The organism is Achromobacter ruhlandii, from assembly GCF_002082135.1.
Lineage (GTDB): Bacteria > Pseudomonadota > Gammaproteobacteria > Burkholderiales > Burkholderiaceae_B > Achromobacter > Achromobacter ruhlandii.
Window position 1 is genome coordinate 4,536,472 of record NZ_CP017433.1, and the last position, 19,518, is coordinate 4,555,989.

General features: G+C 69.8%; 19 protein-coding genes. 12 read left to right on the forward strand and 7 right to left on the reverse strand.

Annotation, left to right across the window (positions count from 1 at the left end; genetic code table 11):
* The first annotated feature begins 130 nt into the window (after positions 1 to 130).
* From AruCF_RS20510 to AruCF_RS20525, 4 genes are all read left to right on the forward strand, one after another.
* Positions 131 to 1,144 (forward strand): tripartite tricarboxylate transporter substrate binding protein, encoded by a 1,014-nt coding sequence (locus AruCF_RS20510; RefSeq protein ID WP_080977476.1) that lies wholly within the window; start codon positions 131 to 133, stop codon positions 1,142 to 1,144.
* Positions 1,141 to 2,103, forward strand: a complete 963-nt coding sequence (locus AruCF_RS20515) for an alpha/beta hydrolase (protein ID WP_049075737.1) — start codon at positions 1,141 to 1,143, stop codon at positions 2,101 to 2,103. The genes AruCF_RS20510 and AruCF_RS20515 overlap by 4 nt, the downstream gene beginning before the upstream one ends.
* A gap of 87 nt (positions 2,104 to 2,190) precedes the next feature.
* Positions 2,191 to 2,883 (forward strand): helix-turn-helix transcriptional regulator, encoded by a 693-nt coding sequence (locus tag AruCF_RS20520; RefSeq protein ID WP_049075739.1) that lies wholly within the window; start codon positions 2,191 to 2,193, stop codon positions 2,881 to 2,883.
* 110 nt (positions 2,884 to 2,993) lie between these two features.
* Positions 2,994 to 3,422, forward strand: coding sequence for a VOC family protein (locus AruCF_RS20525; RefSeq protein WP_049075741.1), 429 nt, complete (start codon positions 2,994 to 2,996; stop codon positions 3,420 to 3,422).
* Here the strand turns inward: AruCF_RS20525 and AruCF_RS20530 are convergent.
* Complete coding sequence (locus AruCF_RS20530; protein ID WP_049075742.1) at positions 3,394 to 4,704, reverse strand: SLC13 family permease; 1,311 nt, start codon at positions 4,702 to 4,704, stop codon at positions 3,394 to 3,396. The genes AruCF_RS20525 and AruCF_RS20530 overlap by 29 nt on opposite strands.
* Before the next feature lie 109 nt (positions 4,705 to 4,813).
* Here AruCF_RS20530 and AruCF_RS20535 point away from each other — a divergent pair, with 109 nt between their 5' ends.
* Positions 4,814 to 5,734 (forward strand): LysR substrate-binding domain-containing protein, encoded by a 921-nt coding sequence (locus AruCF_RS20535; protein ID WP_049075744.1) that lies wholly within the window; start codon positions 4,814 to 4,816, stop codon positions 5,732 to 5,734.
* Here AruCF_RS20535 and AruCF_RS20540 read toward each other — a convergent pair.
* The gene (locus AruCF_RS20540; protein WP_049078047.1) at positions 5,706 to 6,839 is read right to left on the reverse strand and encodes a threonine synthase; all 1,134 of its coding nucleotides are present in this window, start codon (positions 6,837 to 6,839) and stop codon (positions 5,706 to 5,708) included. The two genes, AruCF_RS20535 and AruCF_RS20540, sit on opposite strands and share 29 nt — an antisense overlap.
* A 102-nt stretch (positions 6,840 to 6,941) precedes the next feature.
* On the opposite strand from AruCF_RS20540, the gene AruCF_RS20545 reads away from it, so the two are divergent.
* Positions 6,942 to 7,847 carry a LysR family transcriptional regulator gene (locus tag AruCF_RS20545; protein ID WP_049075745.1) on the forward strand — a complete coding sequence of 302 codons (906 nt, stop codon included), beginning with the start codon at positions 6,942 to 6,944 and terminating at the stop codon, positions 7,845 to 7,847.
* A 104-nt stretch (positions 7,848 to 7,951) separates the two neighbouring features.
* On the opposite strand, the gene AruCF_RS20550 is transcribed toward AruCF_RS20545, so the two are convergent.
* Both AruCF_RS20550 and kynU read right to left on the reverse strand, forming a co-directional pair.
* Positions 7,952 to 9,358 carry an amino acid permease gene (locus AruCF_RS20550; RefSeq protein ID WP_083036840.1) on the reverse strand — a complete coding sequence of 469 codons (1,407 nt, stop codon included), beginning with the start codon at positions 9,356 to 9,358 and terminating at the stop codon, positions 7,952 to 7,954.
* A gap of 58 nt (positions 9,359 to 9,416) precedes the next feature.
* Positions 9,417 to 10,667 carry a kynureninase gene (kynU, locus tag AruCF_RS20555; RefSeq protein WP_006386707.1) on the reverse strand — a complete coding sequence of 417 codons (1,251 nt, stop codon included), beginning with the start codon at positions 10,665 to 10,667 and terminating at the stop codon, positions 9,417 to 9,419.
* 138 nt (positions 10,668 to 10,805) lie between these two features.
* Here kynU and AruCF_RS20560 point away from each other — a divergent pair, with 138 nt between their 5' ends.
* Positions 10,806 to 11,279 carry an Lrp/AsnC family transcriptional regulator gene (locus tag AruCF_RS20560; protein ID WP_006386706.1) on the forward strand — a complete coding sequence of 158 codons (474 nt, stop codon included), beginning with the start codon at positions 10,806 to 10,808 and terminating at the stop codon, positions 11,277 to 11,279.
* Between the two features lie 10 nt (positions 11,280 to 11,289).
* Here AruCF_RS20560 and trhA read toward each other — a convergent pair whose 3' ends face one another.
* Together trhA and AruCF_RS20570 are read right to left on the reverse strand one after the other, a co-directional pair.
* A complete protein-coding gene (trhA, locus tag AruCF_RS20565; protein ID WP_049075749.1) occupies positions 11,290 to 11,913 on the reverse strand; it encodes a PAQR family membrane homeostasis protein TrhA in 624 nt (207 codons plus the stop codon).
* A gap of 170 nt (positions 11,914 to 12,083) precedes the next feature.
* Positions 12,084 to 13,172 carry a P1 family peptidase gene (locus tag AruCF_RS20570; RefSeq protein WP_169536678.1) on the reverse strand — a complete coding sequence of 363 codons (1,089 nt, stop codon included), beginning with the start codon at positions 13,170 to 13,172 and terminating at the stop codon, positions 12,084 to 12,086.
* 192 nt (positions 13,173 to 13,364) lie between these two features.
* Here AruCF_RS20570 and AruCF_RS20575 point away from each other — a divergent pair, with 192 nt between their 5' ends.
* The 3 genes from AruCF_RS20575 to AruCF_RS20585 all read left to right on the forward strand — a co-directional run bounded on the left by AruCF_RS20575 (position 13,365) and on the right by AruCF_RS20585 (position 15,670).
* Positions 13,365 to 14,150 carry an amino acid ABC transporter substrate-binding protein gene (locus tag AruCF_RS20575; protein WP_006390998.1) on the forward strand — a complete coding sequence of 262 codons (786 nt, stop codon included), beginning with the start codon at positions 13,365 to 13,367 and terminating at the stop codon, positions 14,148 to 14,150.
* An 81-nt stretch (positions 14,151 to 14,231) separates the two neighbouring features.
* On the forward strand, positions 14,232 to 14,912 hold the full coding sequence (locus AruCF_RS20580; protein WP_049078048.1) for an amino acid ABC transporter permease: 681 nt from the start codon (positions 14,232 to 14,234) through the stop codon (positions 14,910 to 14,912).
* Positions 14,909 to 15,670, forward strand: a complete 762-nt coding sequence (locus AruCF_RS20585; RefSeq protein ID WP_063569129.1) for an amino acid ABC transporter ATP-binding protein — start codon at positions 14,909 to 14,911, stop codon at positions 15,668 to 15,670. Before AruCF_RS20580 ends, AruCF_RS20585 begins: the two co-directional genes overlap by 4 nt.
* A gap of 76 nt (positions 15,671 to 15,746) precedes the next feature.
* Here the strand turns inward: AruCF_RS20585 and AruCF_RS20590 are convergent, their stop codons facing one another.
* Positions 15,747 to 16,490 carry a peptidoglycan DD-metalloendopeptidase family protein gene (locus AruCF_RS20590; RefSeq protein WP_236747605.1) on the reverse strand — a complete coding sequence of 248 codons (744 nt, stop codon included), beginning with the start codon at positions 16,488 to 16,490 and terminating at the stop codon, positions 15,747 to 15,749.
* A gap of 210 nt (positions 16,491 to 16,700) precedes the next feature.
* Between AruCF_RS20590 and AruCF_RS20595 the strand changes: the two genes are divergently transcribed.
* Together AruCF_RS20595 and AruCF_RS20600 are read left to right on the forward strand one after the other, a co-directional pair.
* On the forward strand, positions 16,701 to 17,990 hold the full coding sequence (locus AruCF_RS20595; protein ID WP_049075753.1) for an MASE1 domain-containing protein: 1,290 nt from the start codon (positions 16,701 to 16,703) through the stop codon (positions 17,988 to 17,990).
* Entirely contained in the window at positions 17,980 to 19,497 is a 1,518-nt protein-coding gene (locus AruCF_RS20600; RefSeq protein WP_049075755.1) for an acyl-CoA-binding protein, read from the forward strand. The genes AruCF_RS20595 and AruCF_RS20600 overlap by 11 nt, the downstream gene beginning before the upstream one ends.
* Positions 19,498 to 19,518: the final 21 nt, after the last annotated feature.

The window sequence follows — 19,518 nt, forward strand, 5'->3', positions numbered from 1 at the left end:
GACTGAAAAGAACCATACCGGATTCGATATGGCGGTCTTGCGCCACCGGCATTGGGCAGGCGCGGCCGGCTTGGCTACAGTCCGCCACGGACCGGGCGTTTCGACCCGGCCGCCCGCTACGGAGACAACCATGGGCCCCACCCGCCACCTTCCCGCGCCCCGGCGCATCCGCCCCGTGCTGGCCCGCTGGGCCGGCCGCGCCCTGCTGGCGCTGGCCGCCTGCCTGCCGCTGGCGGCCCATGCCGCCGATTTCCCCAGCCGCCCGATCACGCTGGTGGTGCCCTTCCCCGCCGGCGGCACGCCCGACATCCTGGCGCGCCTGCTCAGCGACAACCTTTCCAAGCGCCTCGGCCAGCCGCTGATCGTCGAGAACCGCGCCGGCGCTGGCGGCAACATCGGCGCGCAGGCGGTGGCGCGCGCCGCGCCCGACGGCCAGACGCTGCTGATGTGCGCGTTCGGTTGCACCGTGGCGCCGTCGCTCTACCAGCCGGCGCCCTACGACATCGTCAAGGACTTCGCGCCCGTCGCCATGATCGGCACGGTGCCGAGCGTGCTGGTGGTCAATCCCAAGGTGCCGGCCGACACGCTGCCGGCGCTGCTGGCATATGCGCGCGCCAACCCCGGCAAGCTCAATTCGGCCTCCTCCGGCATCGGCGGCTCGGCCCACCTGGCGACCGAGCTGCTCAAGCAGCGCGCCGGCATCGACCTGGCCCACATCCCTTACAAGGGCGCCGGCCAGGTGGCGGCCGACCTGCTGGGCGGCCAGGTCGACATGTACTTCGACAACCTGCCGGCCTCGCTGGCCAACATCCGCGCCGGCAAGCTGCGCGCCCTGGCCGTGGCCAGCGCCGCGCGCGCCCCGGCGATTCCGGACGTGCCGACCTTCGCCGAGGCCGGCGTGCCCGACTTCCTGATCACGCCCTGGTTCGGCGTGATGGCGCCGGCCGGCACCCCGGCCCCGGTGCTGGACACGCTGCACGACGCCTTCGCCCAGGCGCTGCAGGCGCCCGAGGTGGCGGCCAAGATGCGCGAATTGGGCGTCGAGACCGCCCCCGGCTCGCGCGCCGACCTGGGCCGCTTCGTCACCACCGAAACGGCCAAGTGGAAACAGGTCATCGAGACCAACCACATCAAGGCCGAATGATGGCCGCGCCCCTGGACGATGGCGCGGCGCTGGCGCCGATCCGCCTGCGCGACATGGGCGCCTTCCACGTCGGCGGCCGCGACCTGGCGCTCAGCGGCCTGCCGCGACGCGAGCTGGTCATGGCCGAAGGCGGCCAGCCGGTGGCGCTGGATCCCAACGGCACCTACCGCGTCGAACAGATGTACGCCCAGTACTTCCTGTCGGAGCCGGCCAGCGGCCGGCCGCCGCTGGCGTTCTGGCATGGCGGCGGCATGACCGGCGCGGCCTGGGAGACCACGCCGGACGGCCGCCAGGGCTGGCTGCACTATTTCCTGCGGCGCGGCTGGGACGCCTACCTGTGCGACGCGGTGGAACGCGGCCGCGCCGGCGCCGCGCCGCACGTCTGGCCCGACGCGCCGGTGGTGCAGGCGCGCGAGGACTGCTACACGCGCTTTCGCATCGGCCGCCCGGGCACCCGGCCCGGCCCCGGCAGCGCCTACCCGGACACGCAATTCCCGCTGGAGGCGTTCGACGCGCTGGCCGCGCAGATGGTGCCGCGCTGGGTCCACACCGATGCCGCCATCCTGCGCGCCTACCAGGCCTTCCTGGAGCGGATCGGCGCGGCCATCGTGGTCTGCCATTCGCAGGCCGGCGTGTTCGGCATCCGCGCCGCCCACGCCCTGCCCGAGCGGGTGCGGGCCCTGGTGGCGCTGGAGCCGGCCAGCATCCCGGACCTCGGGCCCGATGCCCGCTACGACACCCCCACGCTGGTCGTGATGGGCGACCACATGGACACCGATCCGCGCTGGCCGCGGATGCGCGCACGGGTGCGGGAATTCGCGGCGCGCCATGCCAGCGTCACGGTGCTGTCGCTGCCCGACCTGGGCATCCACGGCAACTCGCACATGCTGATGATGGACCGCAACAGCCTGGAGTTGGCCGGGCGGGTGCACGACTGGCTGGCGGCGCTGCCGGGTTGAGGACGGCCGGATCAAGAACGGGCGCGGCGGCTTCCCGCTGCTGCCATTCCATGGCAGCATTACGCCGTCCCGCCCTCGCCCGCTCCCATGTCCCGCACCGAACGCCTCCTGGACCTGCTGCAGACCCTGCGCTGCCACCGCCTGCCCGTCAGCGGCCATCGCCTGGCCGCCGACCTGGGCGTCAGCCTGCGCACGCTGTACCGCGACATCGCCACGCTACAGGCGCAGGGCGCCGAGATCGAGGGCGAGCCGGGCATCGGCTACGTGCTGCGGCCCGGCTTCATGCTGCCGCCGCTGATGTTCAGCACCGAGGAGATCGAGGCCCTGGTGCTGGGCACCCGCTGGGTGGCCGGCCGTTCCGATCCGCGCCTGGGCCAGGCCGCCGCCAACGCGCTGGCCAAGATCAGCGCGGTGCTGCCGCGCGAACTGCGCGACGAACTGGACGCCATTCCGCTGCTGGTCGGCCCCAGCAGCTGGGCGGTGGTCGACCGGGTCGACCTGTCGCTGATCCGCCAGGCCATTCGCGGCGAGCAGAAAATCGCCATCACCTATCGCGACGACAAGGGCGCCGATTCCGAACGCGTCATCTGGCCGTTCGCCCTGGGATTTTTCGACAGCGTGCGCATCGTCATGGCCTGGTGCGAACTGCGCCAGGATTTCCGCCATTTCCGCACCGACCGCATCGCCACGCTCGAAGCCGGGCCACGCTATCCGCGCCGCCGCCAGGCCTTGCTCAAGGAGTGGCGCGCCATCAATACGGCCAAGGGCGACCCCTGCTGATCCCTGGCGTGCGCCGCGCGCCGGCGGGTGCGACATCGGCATGAAGACTGCTGACAAAATCTGACAGCATGGCTCTCTAAGATGAGCGCTCATTCAACCAGGAGCGCATCATGTCCGCCAAGAACTTCGTCATTTTCTACGTCGACAAGCCCGAGGCCAGCGCGGCGTTCTACAGCGCGCTGCTGAACCGCCCGCCCGTCGAAAGCTCGCCCACCTTCGCCCTGTTCGCGCTCGACTCCGGCCTGATGCTGGGCCTGTGGTCGCGCCACACCGTGGAACCGGCCGCCGCCGGCCGCGGCGGCTGCACCGAACTGGCCTTCACCGTGCCCGACGCCGACGCGCTCAACCAGCGCCACCTCGACTGGAGCCTGCGCGGCCTGCCGATCCTGCAGGCCCCCACCAACATGGACTTCGGCCGCACCTTCGTCGCGCTCGACCCCGACGGCCACCGCCTGCGGGTGTTCGCCCCGGCGCCAGAACCCGCCCCCGCCACCGTCGAGGACGAACTGATCACGATCCCAGCATTCCCAGGAGCCTGAACCACAGGTAGTCCAGCGGCACCAGCGCCACGAAGGACACCAGCGCGGTCAGCAGGCTCAACGCCAGGCCGCTGCGCGCCGGCACCTGGCCCATGCCCATCGCCACCACGATGGGCGAGGCCTGGTACGGCATGATGACGGTGGCGTAGCCGGCCACCTGCGCCATCAGCACCGTCATCAGCGAAAAGCCCGAGGCCTGCGCCAGCGTCTCGGCCAGCGGCGTATACAGGGCCGGCACGCCGTTGGCCGTGACCACGAAGTTCAGCGCCGCCGACAGTCCCACCAGCGAAAAGAAGCTCTGCATCGGCGCCTCGGGCGACAACGGCAGCCAGGCCAGCAGGGCGCGGCCGATGATGCCGCCCAGGCCGCTGTCGGCCACCATCGCCGCCAGTCCCAGAATGCCCGCCACGTAGATCGCGGTGCGGAAATTCACCTCCTTGCCGAACTGCTCGCCGCTGACGAAACCCACCTTGGGCAACAGACACACACAGGCCGACGCCAGCCCGATCCAGGCCGGCGACACGCCGTGCCATCCGTCCGTCACCCAGCCCAGCAACGTCAGCCCCAGCAGCACGGCCAGGCGCTTTTCCGCCGCCGACAGGGGTTGGGCGGCGGGCGCCGGCGGCGCCGCCTCGGGGGTGTCGCGGAACAGCCAGGCGATGCAGGCCACCAGCACCACGCCTTTCAGGATGCCCAGCACCGGCGCATGCAGCCACAGATACGGCAGATAACCCAGCTGCAGGCCATAGCTCGATTCGATGCTGCCGGCCATCACCAGATTCGGCACGTTGGCCGGCAGGATGGAGGTGGACAGCTGGAAGGTGCCGAAGCCTACCGCCAGCGCCAGCCCAATGCGTCCGCGACGGCCCGCCACCAGCCCGATCTGGTCGGCATAGGCCAGCACGATCGGCATCAGCAGCGCGATGCGGCCCATGTTCGACGGCATCACGAAGGCCAGCAGGTAGGTCAGCGCCACCACGCCGGCCACCACCTTCGGATACGAACCCGACAGGCGCCGCGACAGCGCGCCCGCCATGCGGTCGGCCAGGCCGGTGTACTTCAGCGCCAGCCCCAGCACATAGCCGCTCAGCACCAGCCAGAAAGCCGCCGACGAAAACCCGGAGAACACCACCTCGCGCGGCGCGGCCGCGAAGATCATGGCCGCGCTGAAGAACAGCAGCGCCGTCAGGTACTCAGGCAGCCGCGAAAAGGCCCACAACGCGATCGTGATCGCGGTGATCAGCGCGGGTAGAATCGGAAAACCGGAGGCGACAAGATGCATGGAAAAACCACCACAAGAACACGGATCGGCGCAGTGTACGGACCCTGTCCCGCGCTGAAAATGCGCGATTCGCAGAGGCTGCCTGCGCGCCTCGCGTAGGCTCGCCGCCATGCGTTTCGACCTGACCGACCTGGCGCTGTTCCTGCACGTGGTGCAGGCCGGCAGCATCACTCACGGCGCCGCCCGCGCCAACCTGGCGCTGGCCGCCGCCAGCGCCCGCATCCGCAACCTCGAGGCCTCGCTCGGCGCGCCGCTGCTGGAGCGCCGCCGCCAGGGCGTCATTCCCACCCCGGCCGGCCTGAAGCTGGCCGCCCATGCCCGCGTCATGCTGGCCCAGGCCGACCGCCTGCGCGACGACCTGGCCGATTTCTCCGGCGAATTCGGCGGCTCGGTGCGCCTGCTGTCCAATACCAACGCGCTGACCGCCTTCCTGCCCGAAGCGCTCAGCGGCTTCCTGGCGGCGCATCCGCGCATCAACGTCGAATTGCAGGAAATGCTGAGCGACGAGATCGTCGAGTGCATCGCCGACGGCTCTGCCGATATCGGCATCGTCGCCGGCACGGTCGACACCGGCGCCCTGCAGACCCACGCCTACCGCGCCGACCGCTTCGTGCTGATCGTGCCGGCCGGCCACGCGCTGGCGGACCGGGCCGAGGTCGCGTTCCGCGATGTGCTGGACGAGGACTTCGTCGGGCTCGACCGCAGCAGCGCGCTGCAACGCTTCCTGGCGCGGCAGGCGCTGGTGGTCGGCAAGCCCATCAAGCTGCGGGTGCAGTTGCGCAGCTTCGACGCCATGTGCCGGCTGGTCGAGGCCGGCGTGGGCGTGGGCATCGTGCCCGAAACCACGGCCAACAGCATGCGCCAGCTGCTCAGGGTGACGCCGGTGGCGCTGTCCGACGCCTGGGCCGCGCGCGAGCTGCTGCTGTGCGTGCCTTCGCGCGATACCCTCAGCGCCCGCGCCCGCCGCCTGCTCGACCATCTACTGGCGGACGCGGCGGCGGTCACGCCGCCGCGTACAGATCCGTCATGAACTGCGTGGCCTTGATGCCGGTGCCGGTCAGCAGCACCACCGTGCGCTCGGCATCGCGGATGGCGCCGCGCGCCCGCAGCCTGTCCAGCGCCGCCGCGGCGCTGGCGCTGGTGGGCTCGGCATAGAGCCCCATCGCCGCCAGCTTGCGCACCGCGGCGATGATGTCCGCCTCCGGCACGGCCACCGTCTGGCCGCCGCTGGCGCGGATCGCCTGCAGCACTTCGCGCAGGCGCACCGGCTGCCTGATCGCGGTGCCCTCGGCCACGGTCGGCAGCACGTCGCGCGCCACCGGCGTGTCGACGCCGGCCTGGAAGCTGGCGTCCAGCGGCGAGCAGTTCAGCGGCTGGGCCACGAACAGGCGCGGCAGGCGCTTGATCTGTCCGGCCGCCAGCAGCTCGGCAAAGCCGATGGCGCAGCCCAGCACGTTGCTGCCCGCGCCCGCCGGAATCACCACGTTGTCCGGCGCCTGGAAACCGAAGTCCTCCCACATCTCGTAGGCGATGGACTTGGTGCCCTGCAGGAAAAACGGCTGCCAATTGTGGCTGGCATAGAAGATCCGCGCGGCGGCCTCGATCGCGGCGGTTTCGGCGTTCTCGCGCGGCCCCTGCACCAGTTGCACGTTGGCGCCGAACGCGCGGATCTGCGCCACCTTGGCGCTGGACGTGTAGGCCGGCGCGAAGATCGTGACGCCCATGCCCGCCGCCGCGCCGTACGCCGCGATGGCGGCGCCGCCATTGCCCGAACTGTCCTCGGCGATGGCGCCGATGCCGATCTGGCGCAGCCACGACAGCATCACCGCGGCGCCACGGTCCTTGAAGCTGCAGGTGGGGTTGAACCATTCCAGCTTGAAATGCGGCCGCAGCCAGCCCCAGGCGCGCTCCACCATCGGCGTGCAGCCCTCGCCCATCGATACCGGGCGCGTCACGGCGCCGGGCAGCGCGGCCCGGTAGCGCCACAGCGAGCGTTCGCGGCGGTCGATGTCGTCGGGCGAGATGCCCGGCAGCGGCGAGATCATCAGCGGCGTGCGCGCATCGGAACACCAGCGGGCCTCGTCCAGCGCATGGCGCGCGCCGGTGAGGGGATCGAAATAGTGGGGGTCGTGCATGGCGGTCAACCTGGCGAAGAGTCGGGAAGGGCCGCAGTCTAGGTCCGCCCAGGCGGTCCACGTTGCAATATCATGTTGCGATAATTGCAATGGAGAATCGCCATGGAACGTGGCGCCCTATGGGAATACCAGGTGTTCTGCGCCGTCGCGGAACGCCAGAGCTTCGTGCTGGCGGCGCGCGCGCTGGGCGCCTCGCCCAGCGCCGTCACGCGCGCGGTGCAGGCGCTGGAGCGCCAGGTCGGCGCGCAGCTGCTGTTGCGCAGCAAGAGCAGCGTGGCGCTGACGCCGCAAGGCGAAAGCTACTTCGAATACGCGCGCGAGCTGCTGCGCCTGGAAAGCCAGGCGCGCGAGGCCTTGCACGACGCCCAGCAAGGCGACCAGGGCCGCCTGCGCTTCTCCGCGCCCGACCTGCTGGGCGTGACCCTGCTGCCGGCCGTGCTGCGCGGCTACGCGGCCCAGCATCCGGGCGTCACGGTGGACATCCACTACACCGACAAGGCAATCGACCCGATCGCCGAGGGCCTGGATTTCGCCATCCGCGGCGGCTTCCCGGCGTCCAGCGACCTGCTGGGCGCGCGCCTGTGGCCCTACGAGCGGCTGTTGTGCGCCAGCCCGCACTACGTGGCGTGCATGGGCCTGCCGCGCGAACCCGAGGAACTGGCGCGGCACCGGCTCATCATGCATACCGGTCCGCGCGTATTGAAGGATTGGCACCTGCGCCGCGACAAGCGCATCGTGCGCATGCACGCCGAGCCGGCGGTGCGGGTCAGCACCAGCAGCGGCCTGATGGCGCTGGCGTTGCAGGGCGTGGGCATCGCGCGGCTGGCCGACTGGGCGGCCGCGCCGGAAATCGCCCGCGGCACGCTGGTGCGGGTCTGCCCCGGCTACACCGCTACCTCGGCGCGCGGCGTGGCGCCGCAGATGCATGCGGTGTATGGATCGCGCTCGTTGCCGGCGCGCGCCCGCGCCATGCTGGCGGCGATCCGCCAGGGCGCGGGCGCCGGCTGAAACGCGGCCCCGCCCTATCGGAAGCACGCCGTCGGGCCACGGCGTGGGACCGCTGTCGGCCATCCGCCAGCCACCACGCCACGCGCATCCGATGGGCGCGGCCGCTAGGACCGCTGCTGCCGCGCCTGCAACACCACCGCCTCGGCGGACTTGCGGAACAGCAGCAGATACAGCGCCGCCAGCACCAGCAGGAACGGCACGCCGAACACCAGCGTCATCTTGAACACGCCGGTGAAGTAGGTCGTGACCAGGATCGCCAGCATGGCGCCGGCGCCCAGCAGCGTCAGCAGCGGAAAGCCCGGCATGCGGAACGACAGCGCCGCGCCGCCCTCGCGCGCCCAGCGGCGGCGGAAGAAGTAGTGCGTGAAGAAGATCATCATCCACGTGAACAGCGCGCCGAACATCGAGATCGCCATCATCAGCGTGAACGAGGTTTCCGGATACAGCACGTTCAGCACGGTGGCGATGGCGATGCCGCTGGTCGACAGCAGCAGCGCGTTCAGCGGCGTGCCGCTGCGCGTCAGCCTGCCCAGCGCCGCCGGCGCATGGCCGGCGCGCGACAGGCTGAACATCATGCGGGTGGTGATGTACAGCTGGCTGTTCATGGCCGACAACGCCGCCACCAGCACGATGAAGTTGATGACGCCGGCCGCGTACGGCACCTGCACCGCCTCCATCACCGTCACGAACGGGCTGCCGCCCTTGCCGGCCTGGTCCCACGGCACGATGGCCAGGATCAACGCCAGCGTCAGCAGGTAGAACACCACCAGCCGCACGATGGTGGCGCGGAACGCCTTCTTCACCGCGCGCTCGGGGTCCTCGGCCTCGCCCGCCGCCACCGCGATCATCTCCACGCTCAGGTAGCTGAAGATCGAGATGACCACCGCGATCCACATGCCCCACACGCCGTTGGGGAAGAAGCCGCCGTGCGCCGTGTACTGCGCCGCGCCGTATTGCGGACTGCCCCAGACCACGTAGGCGCCCAGGATGATGAACGCCACGATGGCGCTGATCTTGATGGTCGAGAACCAGTACTCGATGGTGCCGAACGCCTTCACGCTCATGGCGTTGATGAAGATCAGCGCCGCCGAAAACAGGCAGACCCATTGCCAGCCGGGCACCGACGGGAACCAGAACTTCATGTACTCGGCCACCGCGGTGACCTCGGTGCCCACCGCCAGCACCACGCAAGACCAGTACGCATAGCGCACCAGGAAGCCGGCCAGCGGGCCGATGTAGTGCTCGGCGTAGGCGCCGAACGAGCCCGAGGTGGAATGCGCCACCGTCATCTCGGCCGGGCAGCCCATCAGCAGCAGCGTGATCAGCCCGCCGATGGCGTAGCTGATGATGACGCTGGGGCCGGCGAAACCGATCGCGAACTTGCTGCCCAGGAACAGGCCGGTGCCGATGGCCCCGCCGATCGCGATCATGCTCATCTGGCCGGACGTCAGGCGGCGCTTGAGCCCCTGCTCGCGTTCGGCGATCCTGCCGAATCCTTGTTGTTGTGTCATTGTCTCCTCCGGTACTGCGCTCTCTTGCTGGATGTCGCTCGGGCCGGTGCGCGGCAGGTCAGGTCACGGCCGAGCGCTGCTTGAACTCGGGCTTGTCCCAGGCCTTGCTGTCGAGTACGTCTTTCAGGATCTCGACCGCGTCCCAGACGTCGGCGTAGCCGAAGTACAGCGGCGTCAGGCCGAAGCGCAGCACCTCGGGCTCGCGGTAGTCGCCGATCAGGCCGCGCGCGATCAGCGCCTGCATGACCTCGTAGCCGTTCGGGTGGCGCAGGCTCACGTGGCTGCCGCGCTGGGCATGGTCGCGCGGCGTCACCAGCGTCAGCGGATGGCCGGCGCAGCGTTCCTCGACCAGGGCGATGAACAGGTCGCCCAGCGCCAGCGACTTCCTGCGTACCTCGGCCATGTCGGCCTCGCGCGCCACGTCCAGGCCGCATTCGACCATGGCCAGCGACACGATCGGCTGGGTGCCGCACAGGTAGCGGCGGATGCCGCCGGCCGGCTCGTAGGCGACCGTCATGTCGAACGGACGCTGGTGCCCCCACCAGCCCGACAGCGGCTGCCAGAAGTCGGGGATGTGCCGCGGCGCCACCCAGATGAAGGCCGGCGAGCCCGGGCCGCCGTTCAGGTATTTATAGGTGCAGCCCACGGCGTAGTCGGCGTCGGCGCCGTTCAGGTCCACCGGCACCGCCCCGGCGGCGTGCGCCAGGTCCCAGATGACCAGCGCGCCGCGCTCGTGCGCCTGGCGCGTGACCGCGGCCATGTCGTGCATCTGCCCGCTGCGGTAGTTGACGTGCGACAGCAGCACCACCGCCACGTCCTCGTCCAGCGCCCGGTCCAGCGGCAGCTCGTCGTCGATCAGGCGCATCTCGTAGCCCTGCTGCAGCAGGTCGATCATGCCCTGGATCATGTACAGGTCGGTGGGAAAGTTGTCGCGTTCGGACAGGATCACGCGGCGCTTGGGCTGGCGCTTCTGCTGGATGCGCAGGCTGGCCGCCAGGGCCTTGAAGATGTTCAGCGAGGTGGTGTCGGTGATGACCAGTTCGCCCGCTTTCGCGCCGAGCAGGCCGGCCAGCTTGTCGCCCAGCCGCGACGGCAGTTCGAACCAGCCGGCGGTGTTCCAGCTGCGGATCAGGCCGGTGCCCCATTCCTGGGTGATGACCTCGGCGGCGCGCGCGGCGGCGGCACGCGGCATCACGCCCAGCGAGTTGCCATCCATATAGAGCACGCCGGGCGGCAGGTCGAAACGCGCTTTCAGCGGCGCAAGGGGGTCCTGCCGGTCGGCGGCGACGCAGGCTTCGCGGGTGTTCATTCACAGCTCCTTCGGGCAATATGCTGGCTACATACTATCAGCGCGACCAAGCCGCATACTTGCAAAACGAGGCGTGGCTTACCCTAGGATTTCGCATTAAATTGCGCTGTAGACCATTTTTTCGAATTGGATTGCACCATGCAATTGGACGCCATCGACCACCGCATTCTCTACCGCCTGCAGGAGAACAGCCAGCTCAGCAACCAGGATTTGGCCGAGCAGGTGGCCCTGTCGCCCTCGGCCTGCCTGCGGCGGGTGCGGGCGCTGGAGGAAGGCGGCTTCGTGCGCGGCTACCGCGCCGTGCTGGACGCCGAGCGGCTGGGGTTCGAGCTGGAAGCCATCGTGCACGTGTCCCTGGATCAGTCGCGGCCCGGCTGGCACGAGGAATTCCTGGCCGGCATCGCCCTGTATGACGAGATCACCGAGGCCAGCATCGTCACCGGCGCCTCCAACTACATCCTGACGGTGCGCACCCGCAACCTGGCGGCCTTCTCGCAGTTCGTGGAAGACAAGCTCAGCAAGATCGCGGGCGTGCGCGACCTGTGTTCGCATATCGTCATGCGCAAAGTGAAGAACCGCGGCGGCATGCTGCCGCTGGCGGCGTGGCGCTGACGGCCCCGCGTCAGGCGTGGCGCAGGAAGCCGAACACCGTGACGAAGTGGCAGGCCGATCCGCCCATGACGAACAGATGCCAGATGCCGTGGGCATGGCGCCAGCGCTTGTCGTTGGCGTAGAACACCGTGCCCACCGTGTAGAGCGCGGCCCCGGCCAGCAGCCAGGCCAGCCCGGCGCCCGACAGCGCGCCGGCGATGGGCGCCGCGCACATCACGCCCAGCCAGCCCATCGCCAGATAGAGCGGCAAGGCTGGCGCGGCCCCGCGCGCCCACCACAGTTCGCGGCCGATGCCGTACAGCGCCAGCAGCCAGATCGCCACCGCCATGGCGGCGCCCCAGCCCAGTTCGGGCGGCACGAACGCCAGCGGCGTGTAGGTGCCGGCGATCAGCAGGTAGATGGCGCAGTGGTCGGCCTTGGCCCACAGCGCCTTGCGGCGTCCGCGCGAGCAGTGATATAGCACCGAGGAGGCATAGACGGCGATCATGGATGCCGCGAACACGGCGCAGGCCACGGTCTGGCGCCACTCGACTTTCAATTCAGCGGCCCGCGCGATCAGGGCCCCGGAAGCAGCCACCGCCATGGCCAGGCCGGCCAGGTGCGTGGCCCCGTTGAAGCGTTCTCCCTTGTACATGCTGTCCCTCTCCCGCGCGCAGGCGTGACGCCGACGCTTGCCATCATGCCGGCGCCATGTGACAGCCTGGGGTCAGGCGTCCGGGAGATGCGCCGCCAGGCGCGACTGGGAAAGCGGCGGCTTGAGGCGCCGCGCCCGTCCGGCACGCGGCGCCGCGAACCGCAGGCGGCTCAGGCGATGAAATCCACCGCCGCCGGATAGCCTTCCAGCGCGCGCGCCGCCAGGATGGCGCGCTGCACCGCGATCGCCATCGCCTCGGCCGCCATCACGCCCAGCAGCATCATGTTGGCGGGCTTGTTGGAGACGCCCGTGCCCAGTGCGAACACGGTGTCGCCGTCGAGCATGGTGTGGATCGGGTTGATGGTGCGGGCCAGGCCGTCGTGCGCGGTCTGCGCCATCTTCTGCGCCTGCGCCTTGGTCAGCTTGACGTCGGTCGCCACCAGGCCGATGGTGGTGGCCGCGCCTTCGCGCATCGAGGTCGGCAGGTCGCCGGCCAGGATCGCCGCGCGCGTGTCCAGCAGCATCTTGCCGTCGGCGGTGCGGGCGCCGGCCAGCACGTGGCCGGTGGCCGGATCGACCACATCGCCCACCGCGTTGACCGCGACGATCGCGCCCACCGTGACGCCGGCCACGGTCAGCGAGGCGCTGCCCAGGCCGCCCTTCATGGCGCGCTTGGCGCCGTACAGCTTGCCGACCGTCGCCCCGGCGCCGGCGCCGACGTTGCCCTCCTGCGGCGGCTTGGCGCTGGCCGCCTTGCAGGCCTGGTAGCCGGCCGCGGCATCGGGCCGGATCGAGGCGTCGCCCACGCCCAGGTCGAACAGAATGGCGGCCGGCACAATCGGCACGTGCGCCACGCCCACGTCGAAGCCGATCTTGCGTTCTTCCAGGTAGCGCATGACGCCGGTGGCCGCCTCCAGGCCGAAGGCGCTGCCGCCGGCCAGCATCACCGCATGCACTTTTTCCACCATGTTGACGGGATTGAGCAGGTCCGTCTCGCGCGTGCCCGGCGCCGCGCCGCGCACGTCCACGCCGCCGGTGGCGCCCGCTTCGGCGATGATGACCGTGCAGCCGGTCGGCCGCCGCGTGTCGGTGTAGTGCCCGACCTTGAGGCCGGCCACGTCGGTGATGCTGCCGCCGCCGGGCACCCGGCGCAGGCCGTTGGCGCCGTGCGCCGGCATGACACTTGCGGACGCCGCGACACCCGCCGCCGCCATCATGAAAGCCCGCCTGTTCCACTGTTGTTGCACGCCTGTCTCCATCTGGATACCGCCTGGATGAACCCCGGGCCGGGCGGCCCGGGGCGCGAATACCGCATATGACTTGCCGCTATATTTTTACTATTCCTTATGCTTTGTGGAAAAATAGGCGCGTTGTTAGAGTGCGGCTACACCGGAAGGCGGCGCGATCCGCGCGGGCCTTTCGCAGTGATCCCTCATCCGTGGAGCATTGCCATGAAACTCTTGCGCTCGTTGTTCATCGCCGGCCTGGTCCAGGTCGCCGCCCTGTCCGCCGCCCACGCCCAGTCGGGGCTGGACCAGATCAAGTCCGCCGGCGTGTTCAAGATCGGCACCGAAGGCACCTACGCTCCCTTCACCTTCCACGACGCCTCCGGCCAGCTTACCGGTTTTGACGTCGACATTGGGCGCGCCATCGCCCAGCGCCTGGGCGTCAAGGCCGAATTCGTCGAAGGCAAGTGGGACGGCCTGATCGCCGGGCTCGACGCCAAGCGCTACGACGCCGTCATCAACCAGGTCGGCATCACCGACGCGCGCCGCGCCAAGTACGACTTTTCCGATCCCTACATCTCGTCGGCCGCGGTGCTGATCGTGCGCGACGACAACACCACCATCAAGTCGTTCGCCGACCTGAAGGGCAAAAAGTCCGCCAACACGCTCACCAGCAACTTCGGCAAGCTGGCGCAGAGCCATGGCGCGGAAGTGGTGGCCGTGCAGGGCTTCAACGAAGCCATCGACCTGCTGACCTCGGGCCGCGTCGAGGCCACCGTCAACGACAACCTGTCGTTCCTGGACTTCAAGAAGCAGAAGCCCAACGCCAAGGTCAAGATCGCCGCCACCGACAAGGCCGCCGAATTCAGCAACTCCGGCGTGCTGCTGCGTAAGAACAATCCCGAACTGGTGGCCGCCATCAACAAGGCGCTGGCCGATATCAAGGCCGACGGCACCTACAAGACCATCTCGGTCAAGTACTTCGGCACGGACCTGTCGGCGCAGCAATAAGCGGCCCGCTCCATGACGCTCCCCGCCTGGCTGCACAACGTCCTGCCCGACTGGGTTCTGTCCCAGGTCGACACCCTGGCGGTGCCGGCCTGGGTGCAGTTGATGGCCGACTCGTTCTGGCCCTTGCTGCACGCCGGGCTGGTGTTCACCGTCCCGCTGACCCTGATGTCGTTCGCGCTCGGCCTGGCGCTGGCCTTCGTGGTGGCGCTCATCCGGCTGTTCGGGCCGGCGCCGCTGGTGGCGCTGGTGCGCTTCTACGTCTGGCTGATCCGCGGCACGCCGCTGCTGGTGCAGCTGTTCGTGATCTTCTACGGCCTGCCCAGCGTCGGCGTGGTGCTCGACCCGCTGCCGGCCGCGCTGATCGGCTTCACCCTGAACGTCGGCGCCTACAACTCCGAAGTGATCCGCGGCGCCATCGAGTCGATCTCCAAGGGCCAGTGGGAAGCGGCCTATTCGCTGAGCATGACGCGCGCCCAGGCGCTGCGCCGCACCGTGCTGCCGCAGGCGGCGCGGGTGGCCGTGCCGCCGCTGTCGAACTCCTTCATCGCGCTGGTCAAGGACACCTCGCTGGCCGCCGTGCTGACGGTGCCCGAGATCTTCCAGGCGGCCCAGCGCATCGCCGCCGTCACGTACGAACCGCTGATCCTGTACACCGAGGCCGCGCTGATCTACCTGGTGTTCAGCTCGGTGCTGTCCGCCGCCCAGGTGCGCCTGGAACGGCGCTTCGGCCAGCACGCGGTGTTTTCCGAGAAAAACCGATGATCCGCCTGGAAAAGATCGAAAAGTCCTTTGGCGGCAACCTGGTGCTCAAGCAGGTCGACGTGGCCATCGCCGAAGGCAGCGTCACCGCCCTGATCGGCCCGTCCGGCAGCGGCAAGAGCACCCTGCTGCGCTGCGTCAACCTGCTGGAAGTGCCCGACCGCGGCACGCTTGAGATCGGCCCCGAGCGGATCGAGTTCGAGCCCGGCGAAAAGCTTTCGCGCGACCAGGTGCAGCGGGTGCGCATGCAGACCGGCATGGTGTTCCAGAACTTCCAGCTGTTTCCGCACCAGACCGTCATCGGCAACGTGATGGAGGGATTGGTGACGGTGCAGAAATGGCCGGCCGACCGCGCCCGTGCCCGCGCCGAGGAGCTGCTGCGCAAGGTCAACATGCTGGACAAGGCCGAGGCCTGGCCGGCCAATCTGTCGGGCGGCCAGCAGCAGCGCGTGGCGATCGCCCGCGCCCTGGCGCCCGCTCCCCGCGTGCTGCTGTGCGACGAGCCGACCTCGGCGCTCGACCCCGGCCTGGCGGCCGAGGTGGTGGACGTGCTGCGCCAGCTGGCCGCCGAAGGCATGACCATGCTCATGGCCACGCACGACCTGCGCCTGGCCGCCAGCGTCTCGCGTGAAGCGGTGTTCCTGCTCGATGGCAACGTGGTCGAAGCCGGCGCCTCGCGCGACCTCTTCACCCGCCCGCGCGACCCGCGCACCGCGACATTCATCTCGACGCTGACGCAGGACGCCGGCCAGATCGGCTGAGGCGGCGCCCGGCGAAGGCCGGGCAGCCCCCTCGGGGGGCAGCAAGCGCACGCAGTGCGCGCAGCGTGGGGGCTCCCTACTTCCCGGGCAACGACCCGGCCGGGTCGACCGCCTGGCCGTCGTAGCGCAATTCGAAGTACAGTCCCACCTGCTTGCTGTCGCTATTGCCCATTTCGGCGATTTTCTGCCCCTGGCTCACGCGCTGGCCTTCCTTGACCAGCAGCTTGCTGTTGTGGGCATAGATGCTGAGGAAGCTGGCGTTATGCTTGACGATCACCAGATGCCCATAGCCGCGCAGGCCGCTGCCGGAATAGGCAACGGTGCCCGCCGCCGCCGCCACCACCGGCGTGCCGGTGGCATTGGAAATGACGATGCCGTTCGACCCCGAACCATCGTAGCCGCGGGTCACCTTGCCCTGCGCCGGCCACACCAGGGAAATCGCCCCCGGCGGCGCGGTGCGGCGCTTGCCCATGCTGGCGGCGGGCGCGCGCGAGCCGCCCGAGGCCTTGGGCCGCGAGGTGGCAGGCGCGGAAGTGCTGGCCTGGCCGGCCGGCGGCGCCACCCGCAACATCTGGCCCACCTCGATCGCATTGGTATTCGACAGGTTGTTCCAGCGCGCCAGGTTGGATACGCTGGTGCCTTGCTTGCGCGCGATCTGCGTCAGCGTGTCGCCCGACTGCACCCGGTAATAGCCGGGCTGGACCTTGGTCGTGCCGCACGCCGCCAGCAACGCCAGCAACGCGGCCAGCAGCGCCAGCCGGACCGACCGGATGACGCCACGGGCAGGCAGGCGAGCCCGGGCGAACCCGGCAACGGCAATGGAATCGGGGACTGGCAGGGTCTGGGCGGGCAAGGAGAGCACTGAATCCTGGAACGGAGTGGGACACGACTGCGTCCAAGGGTACCAAGATTTTCGAACGGCGGTATGCCTGCCGGCAACTTTCGCGGACGCTGCCGGGCCGTGTTGTATAACCCCGCTGATCGCCGCGAGCCACGCTCGCCATGGATTACCGCGTCTGCAAGGAACGATATGGGAACACCCCAAGCGCCCCGAAGAAACCTGTACTGCCTGCTGTGGGCCATCCCCTACCTGCTGTGCGGCGTCTTCTCGCGCCTGCTCAACGATCCGGTCAGCCACGCCGTGTTCGTCTGGCTGCCGCCCGGCGTGGCGGTGGGCGCCTACCTGCTGACCCAGCGCCGCAACTGGCCGCTACTGCTGGCCGCCTTCTTCTGCGCGCAACTGGTGCTGACCAGCTTCACGCGCGGCCAGCCCGCCACCGCCCTGGTGTTCGCCATCACCGCCAGCGTGTCCAGCCTGCTGGCGGCCTGGACGGTGCAGCGCCTGGCGCCGCGCGAGGGCGGACTCGGCCTGGTCGCGGCGCTGCTGGCCGGCGCGGTGGCGGGCGCCGGCCTGTCGGCGCTGCTGGGCGGCGGCTGGCTCTGGCTGACCCAGGAAGCGCATGCCTGGGTGCGGTTGCGCACCTGGGTCGCGGCCTACCTGGCCGGCATCCTGATCGTGGCGCCGGCCCTGACGGTATGGGCCCATTTTCGCCCGCGCCGCTCGGGCGGCCCGCGCAAGCGCGACCTGGTGCTGGGGGTCATCGCCTACGCCGCGCTGATCGTGTCGACCTTCATGACTTTCGACGGCGACATGATCAAGAACCTGCCGTACGTCGTCACCTTCGAACTGACCTATCTGCCGCTGGTGTTCGCGGTGCTGACCGCGCTGGTATGGGGCGCGCCGGGCGGCACCCTGGCCGTCATCACGCTGGCCCTGATGGCGCTGTACCAGAGCGCGCAGGGCGAAGGGCCGTTCGTCGAAGCCAACGACCATTGGCACGTGCTGCTGGCCACCCAGGTCTACCTGGTGGTCACCGCGCTGCTGATCCTGCTGGTCAATACGCTGCGCGCCGCCCGCGCGCAGGAACTCGAAAACGCCGAGCAGTGGCGCGGCCGCTTCGACCTGGCGCTGGCCGGCAGCCACCAGCTGATGTACCGCTACAACCCGTTCGACGGCTCGCTTGAACTGGCCGGCGACCTGCAAGGCGCCCTGGGCGTGCAGGCAAATGCCATCGCCAGCCTGGACGCCCTGCTGGCCCTGGCCCACCCGGACGACCGCGCGCGCCTGACGCTGCACTGGGCCGCGCGCCGCGCCGGCGCCCAAGACCGCACGCCGCTGCTGTTCCGTGTCGCGCACGCCGGCGGCGGCTGGCGCGTGATCAGCGACCGCGGTTCACCGCTGGAGGATTTCGACGGCAGCGTCGCCGTCGTCGCCGGCATGTGGCGCCTGGGCGAAATCGAGCAGGCAGATGTCCACTAGCACCGGCGCCCTGCTCATCCACGGCTTGGGCGGGACCCAGTACGACCTGGGATCGCTGCACAAGATCCTCAAGCGCGCCGGCATCGAGACGCACACGCTGACGCTGCCCGGCCACGGCACCACGCCCGAGGACCTGCTGCCGGTGCGCGCCGAGGACTGGATCGATGCCGTCACCGCCAAGTACCGTGAAGTGGCCGCACGCCACGACACGTTGCATGTGGTCGGCATGTGCCTGGGCGCGCTGCTGGCGGTGGAGTTGTGCAAGCGCGTCGAGCACCGCAAGGGCAAGCTGGTGAGCCTGGCCGCGCCCGTCTTCATCGACGGCTGGAGCACGCCCTGGTATCGCGGCCTGCGCAACCTGGTCTATCGCATCCCCGGCCTGGCCGCGCGCATGCGGGTCGAGGAGGAAGAGCCCTACGGCATCAAGAACGAACTGGTCCGTTCGATCGTCAAGGCCAAGTTCGAGCGCGGCGAGAATTTCCACTACCGCTGGGTGCCGCTGGCCTGCATCCGCGAGGTGGACCGCCTGCGCCGCTTCGTGCAGCGCGGGCTCAGCGCCATCACCTGCCCCAGCCTGATCATCCACGCGCACGAGGACGAACTGACCTCGGTGCGCTCGGCCCATTTCCTGAACGACGCCATTGCCGACAGCCGCCTGGTGCTGCTGGACAACAGCTACCACATGATCTGCGTGGACAACGACCGCGACCGTGTCGCCGCCGACATCCTGCGGTTCATGGACAAGTCTCCCGACACCACCCGTCCGGGCCGCGCCGCCGCGATGAGCGGCGACGAAATCGAGCGCATCCTCGACCACTACCGCGAGGCGCTGCTGTCGGGCCAGTACGAGGCGCTGTTCCCATTGTTCTCCGAAGACGTGGTCTGGCAGGAAGACGGCGACAACCCCCTGAGCGGCACCTACCAGGGCCGGGGCGGCCTGATCGACCTGTTCTCGCGCGTGATGGACTATTCGCGCAATACCTTCACGGTCGACAGCGTCGGCCAGCCGGCGCTGGCTGGCCGCGCCATCGCCGTGCCGCTGACCTTCCAGGTGCGCGACGGCGCCACGATTCACCGCGGCGCCTCCACCCATACGCTGCGCCTGCGCAACAACAGCATCGTCAAGGTCACCTCGCAGGCCGCCGACCCGGCCGCCGAAGACGCGCTGTGGCGGCGGCTGGCCGTGGCCAGCGGCCTGGAGCCCGAAGGCGACGCCATGGACCCGGCCACGCTGGCCATCCCCGCCGCGGAACTGGAGGACGCGTTCGAGGCCGCGGTGATCGAACTGCGGGCCTTGCCGCAGGCGCCCTCCACCAGCGTCGCCATCCGCCTGCACGCCTACGAGCGGCAGGCGCGGCAGGGCGACGCACCCGCCCAGCCCCCCGCCGCGGCCACGGTGCGCGAGCAGATCGAATACACCACCTGGCGCCTGCTGGCCGGCCTGCCGGCTGACCAGGCCCGGCGCCGCTACATCGCCCTGATCCGGCGCCTGGACCCCGACACCTGAACCGCGCTGGCCACAGGGCCT

Bases quoted from the DNA above. Each gene is read 5' to 3' on its own strand.
- AruCF_RS20510 (WP_080977476.1), top strand. From the start codon at position 131: ATGGGCCCCACCCGCCACCTTCCCGCGCCCCGGCGCATCCGCCCCGTG.
- AruCF_RS20515 (WP_049075737.1), top strand. From the start codon at position 1,141: ATGATGGCCGCGCCCCTGGACGATGGCGCGGCGCTGGCGCCGATCCGC.
- AruCF_RS20520 (WP_049075739.1), top strand. From the start codon at position 2,191: ATGTCCCGCACCGAACGCCTCCTGGACCTGCTGCAGACCCTGCGCTGC.
- AruCF_RS20525 (WP_049075741.1), top strand. From the start codon at position 2,994: ATGTCCGCCAAGAACTTCGTCATTTTCTACGTCGACAAGCCCGAGGCC.
- AruCF_RS20530 (WP_049075742.1), bottom strand. From the start codon at position 4,704: ATGCATCTTGTCGCCTCCGGTTTTCCGATTCTACCCGCGCTGATCACC.
- AruCF_RS20535 (WP_049075744.1), top strand. From the start codon at position 4,814: ATGCGTTTCGACCTGACCGACCTGGCGCTGTTCCTGCACGTGGTGCAG.
- AruCF_RS20540 (WP_049078047.1), bottom strand. From the start codon at position 6,839: ATGCACGACCCCCACTATTTCGATCCCCTCACCGGCGCGCGCCATGCG.
- AruCF_RS20545 (WP_049075745.1), top strand. From the start codon at position 6,942: ATGGAACGTGGCGCCCTATGGGAATACCAGGTGTTCTGCGCCGTCGCG.
- AruCF_RS20550 (WP_083036840.1), bottom strand. From the start codon at position 9,358: ATGACACAACAACAAGGATTCGGCAGGATCGCCGAACGCGAGCAGGGG.
- kynU (WP_006386707.1), bottom strand. From the start codon at position 10,667: ATGAACACCCGCGAAGCCTGCGTCGCCGCCGACCGGCAGGACCCCCTT.
- AruCF_RS20560 (WP_006386706.1), top strand. From the start codon at position 10,806: ATGCAATTGGACGCCATCGACCACCGCATTCTCTACCGCCTGCAGGAG.
- trhA (WP_049075749.1), bottom strand. From the start codon at position 11,913: ATGTACAAGGGAGAACGCTTCAACGGGGCCACGCACCTGGCCGGCCTG.
- AruCF_RS20570 (WP_169536678.1), bottom strand. From the start codon at position 13,172: ATGGAGACAGGCGTGCAACAACAGTGGAACAGGCGGGCTTTCATGATG.
- AruCF_RS20575 (WP_006390998.1), top strand. From the start codon at position 13,365: ATGAAACTCTTGCGCTCGTTGTTCATCGCCGGCCTGGTCCAGGTCGCC.
- AruCF_RS20585 (WP_063569129.1), top strand. From the start codon at position 14,909: ATGATCCGCCTGGAAAAGATCGAAAAGTCCTTTGGCGGCAACCTGGTG.
- AruCF_RS20595 (WP_049075753.1), top strand. From the start codon at position 16,701: ATGGGAACACCCCAAGCGCCCCGAAGAAACCTGTACTGCCTGCTGTGG.
- AruCF_RS20600 (WP_049075755.1), top strand. From the start codon at position 17,980: ATGTCCACTAGCACCGGCGCCCTGCTCATCCACGGCTTGGGCGGGACC.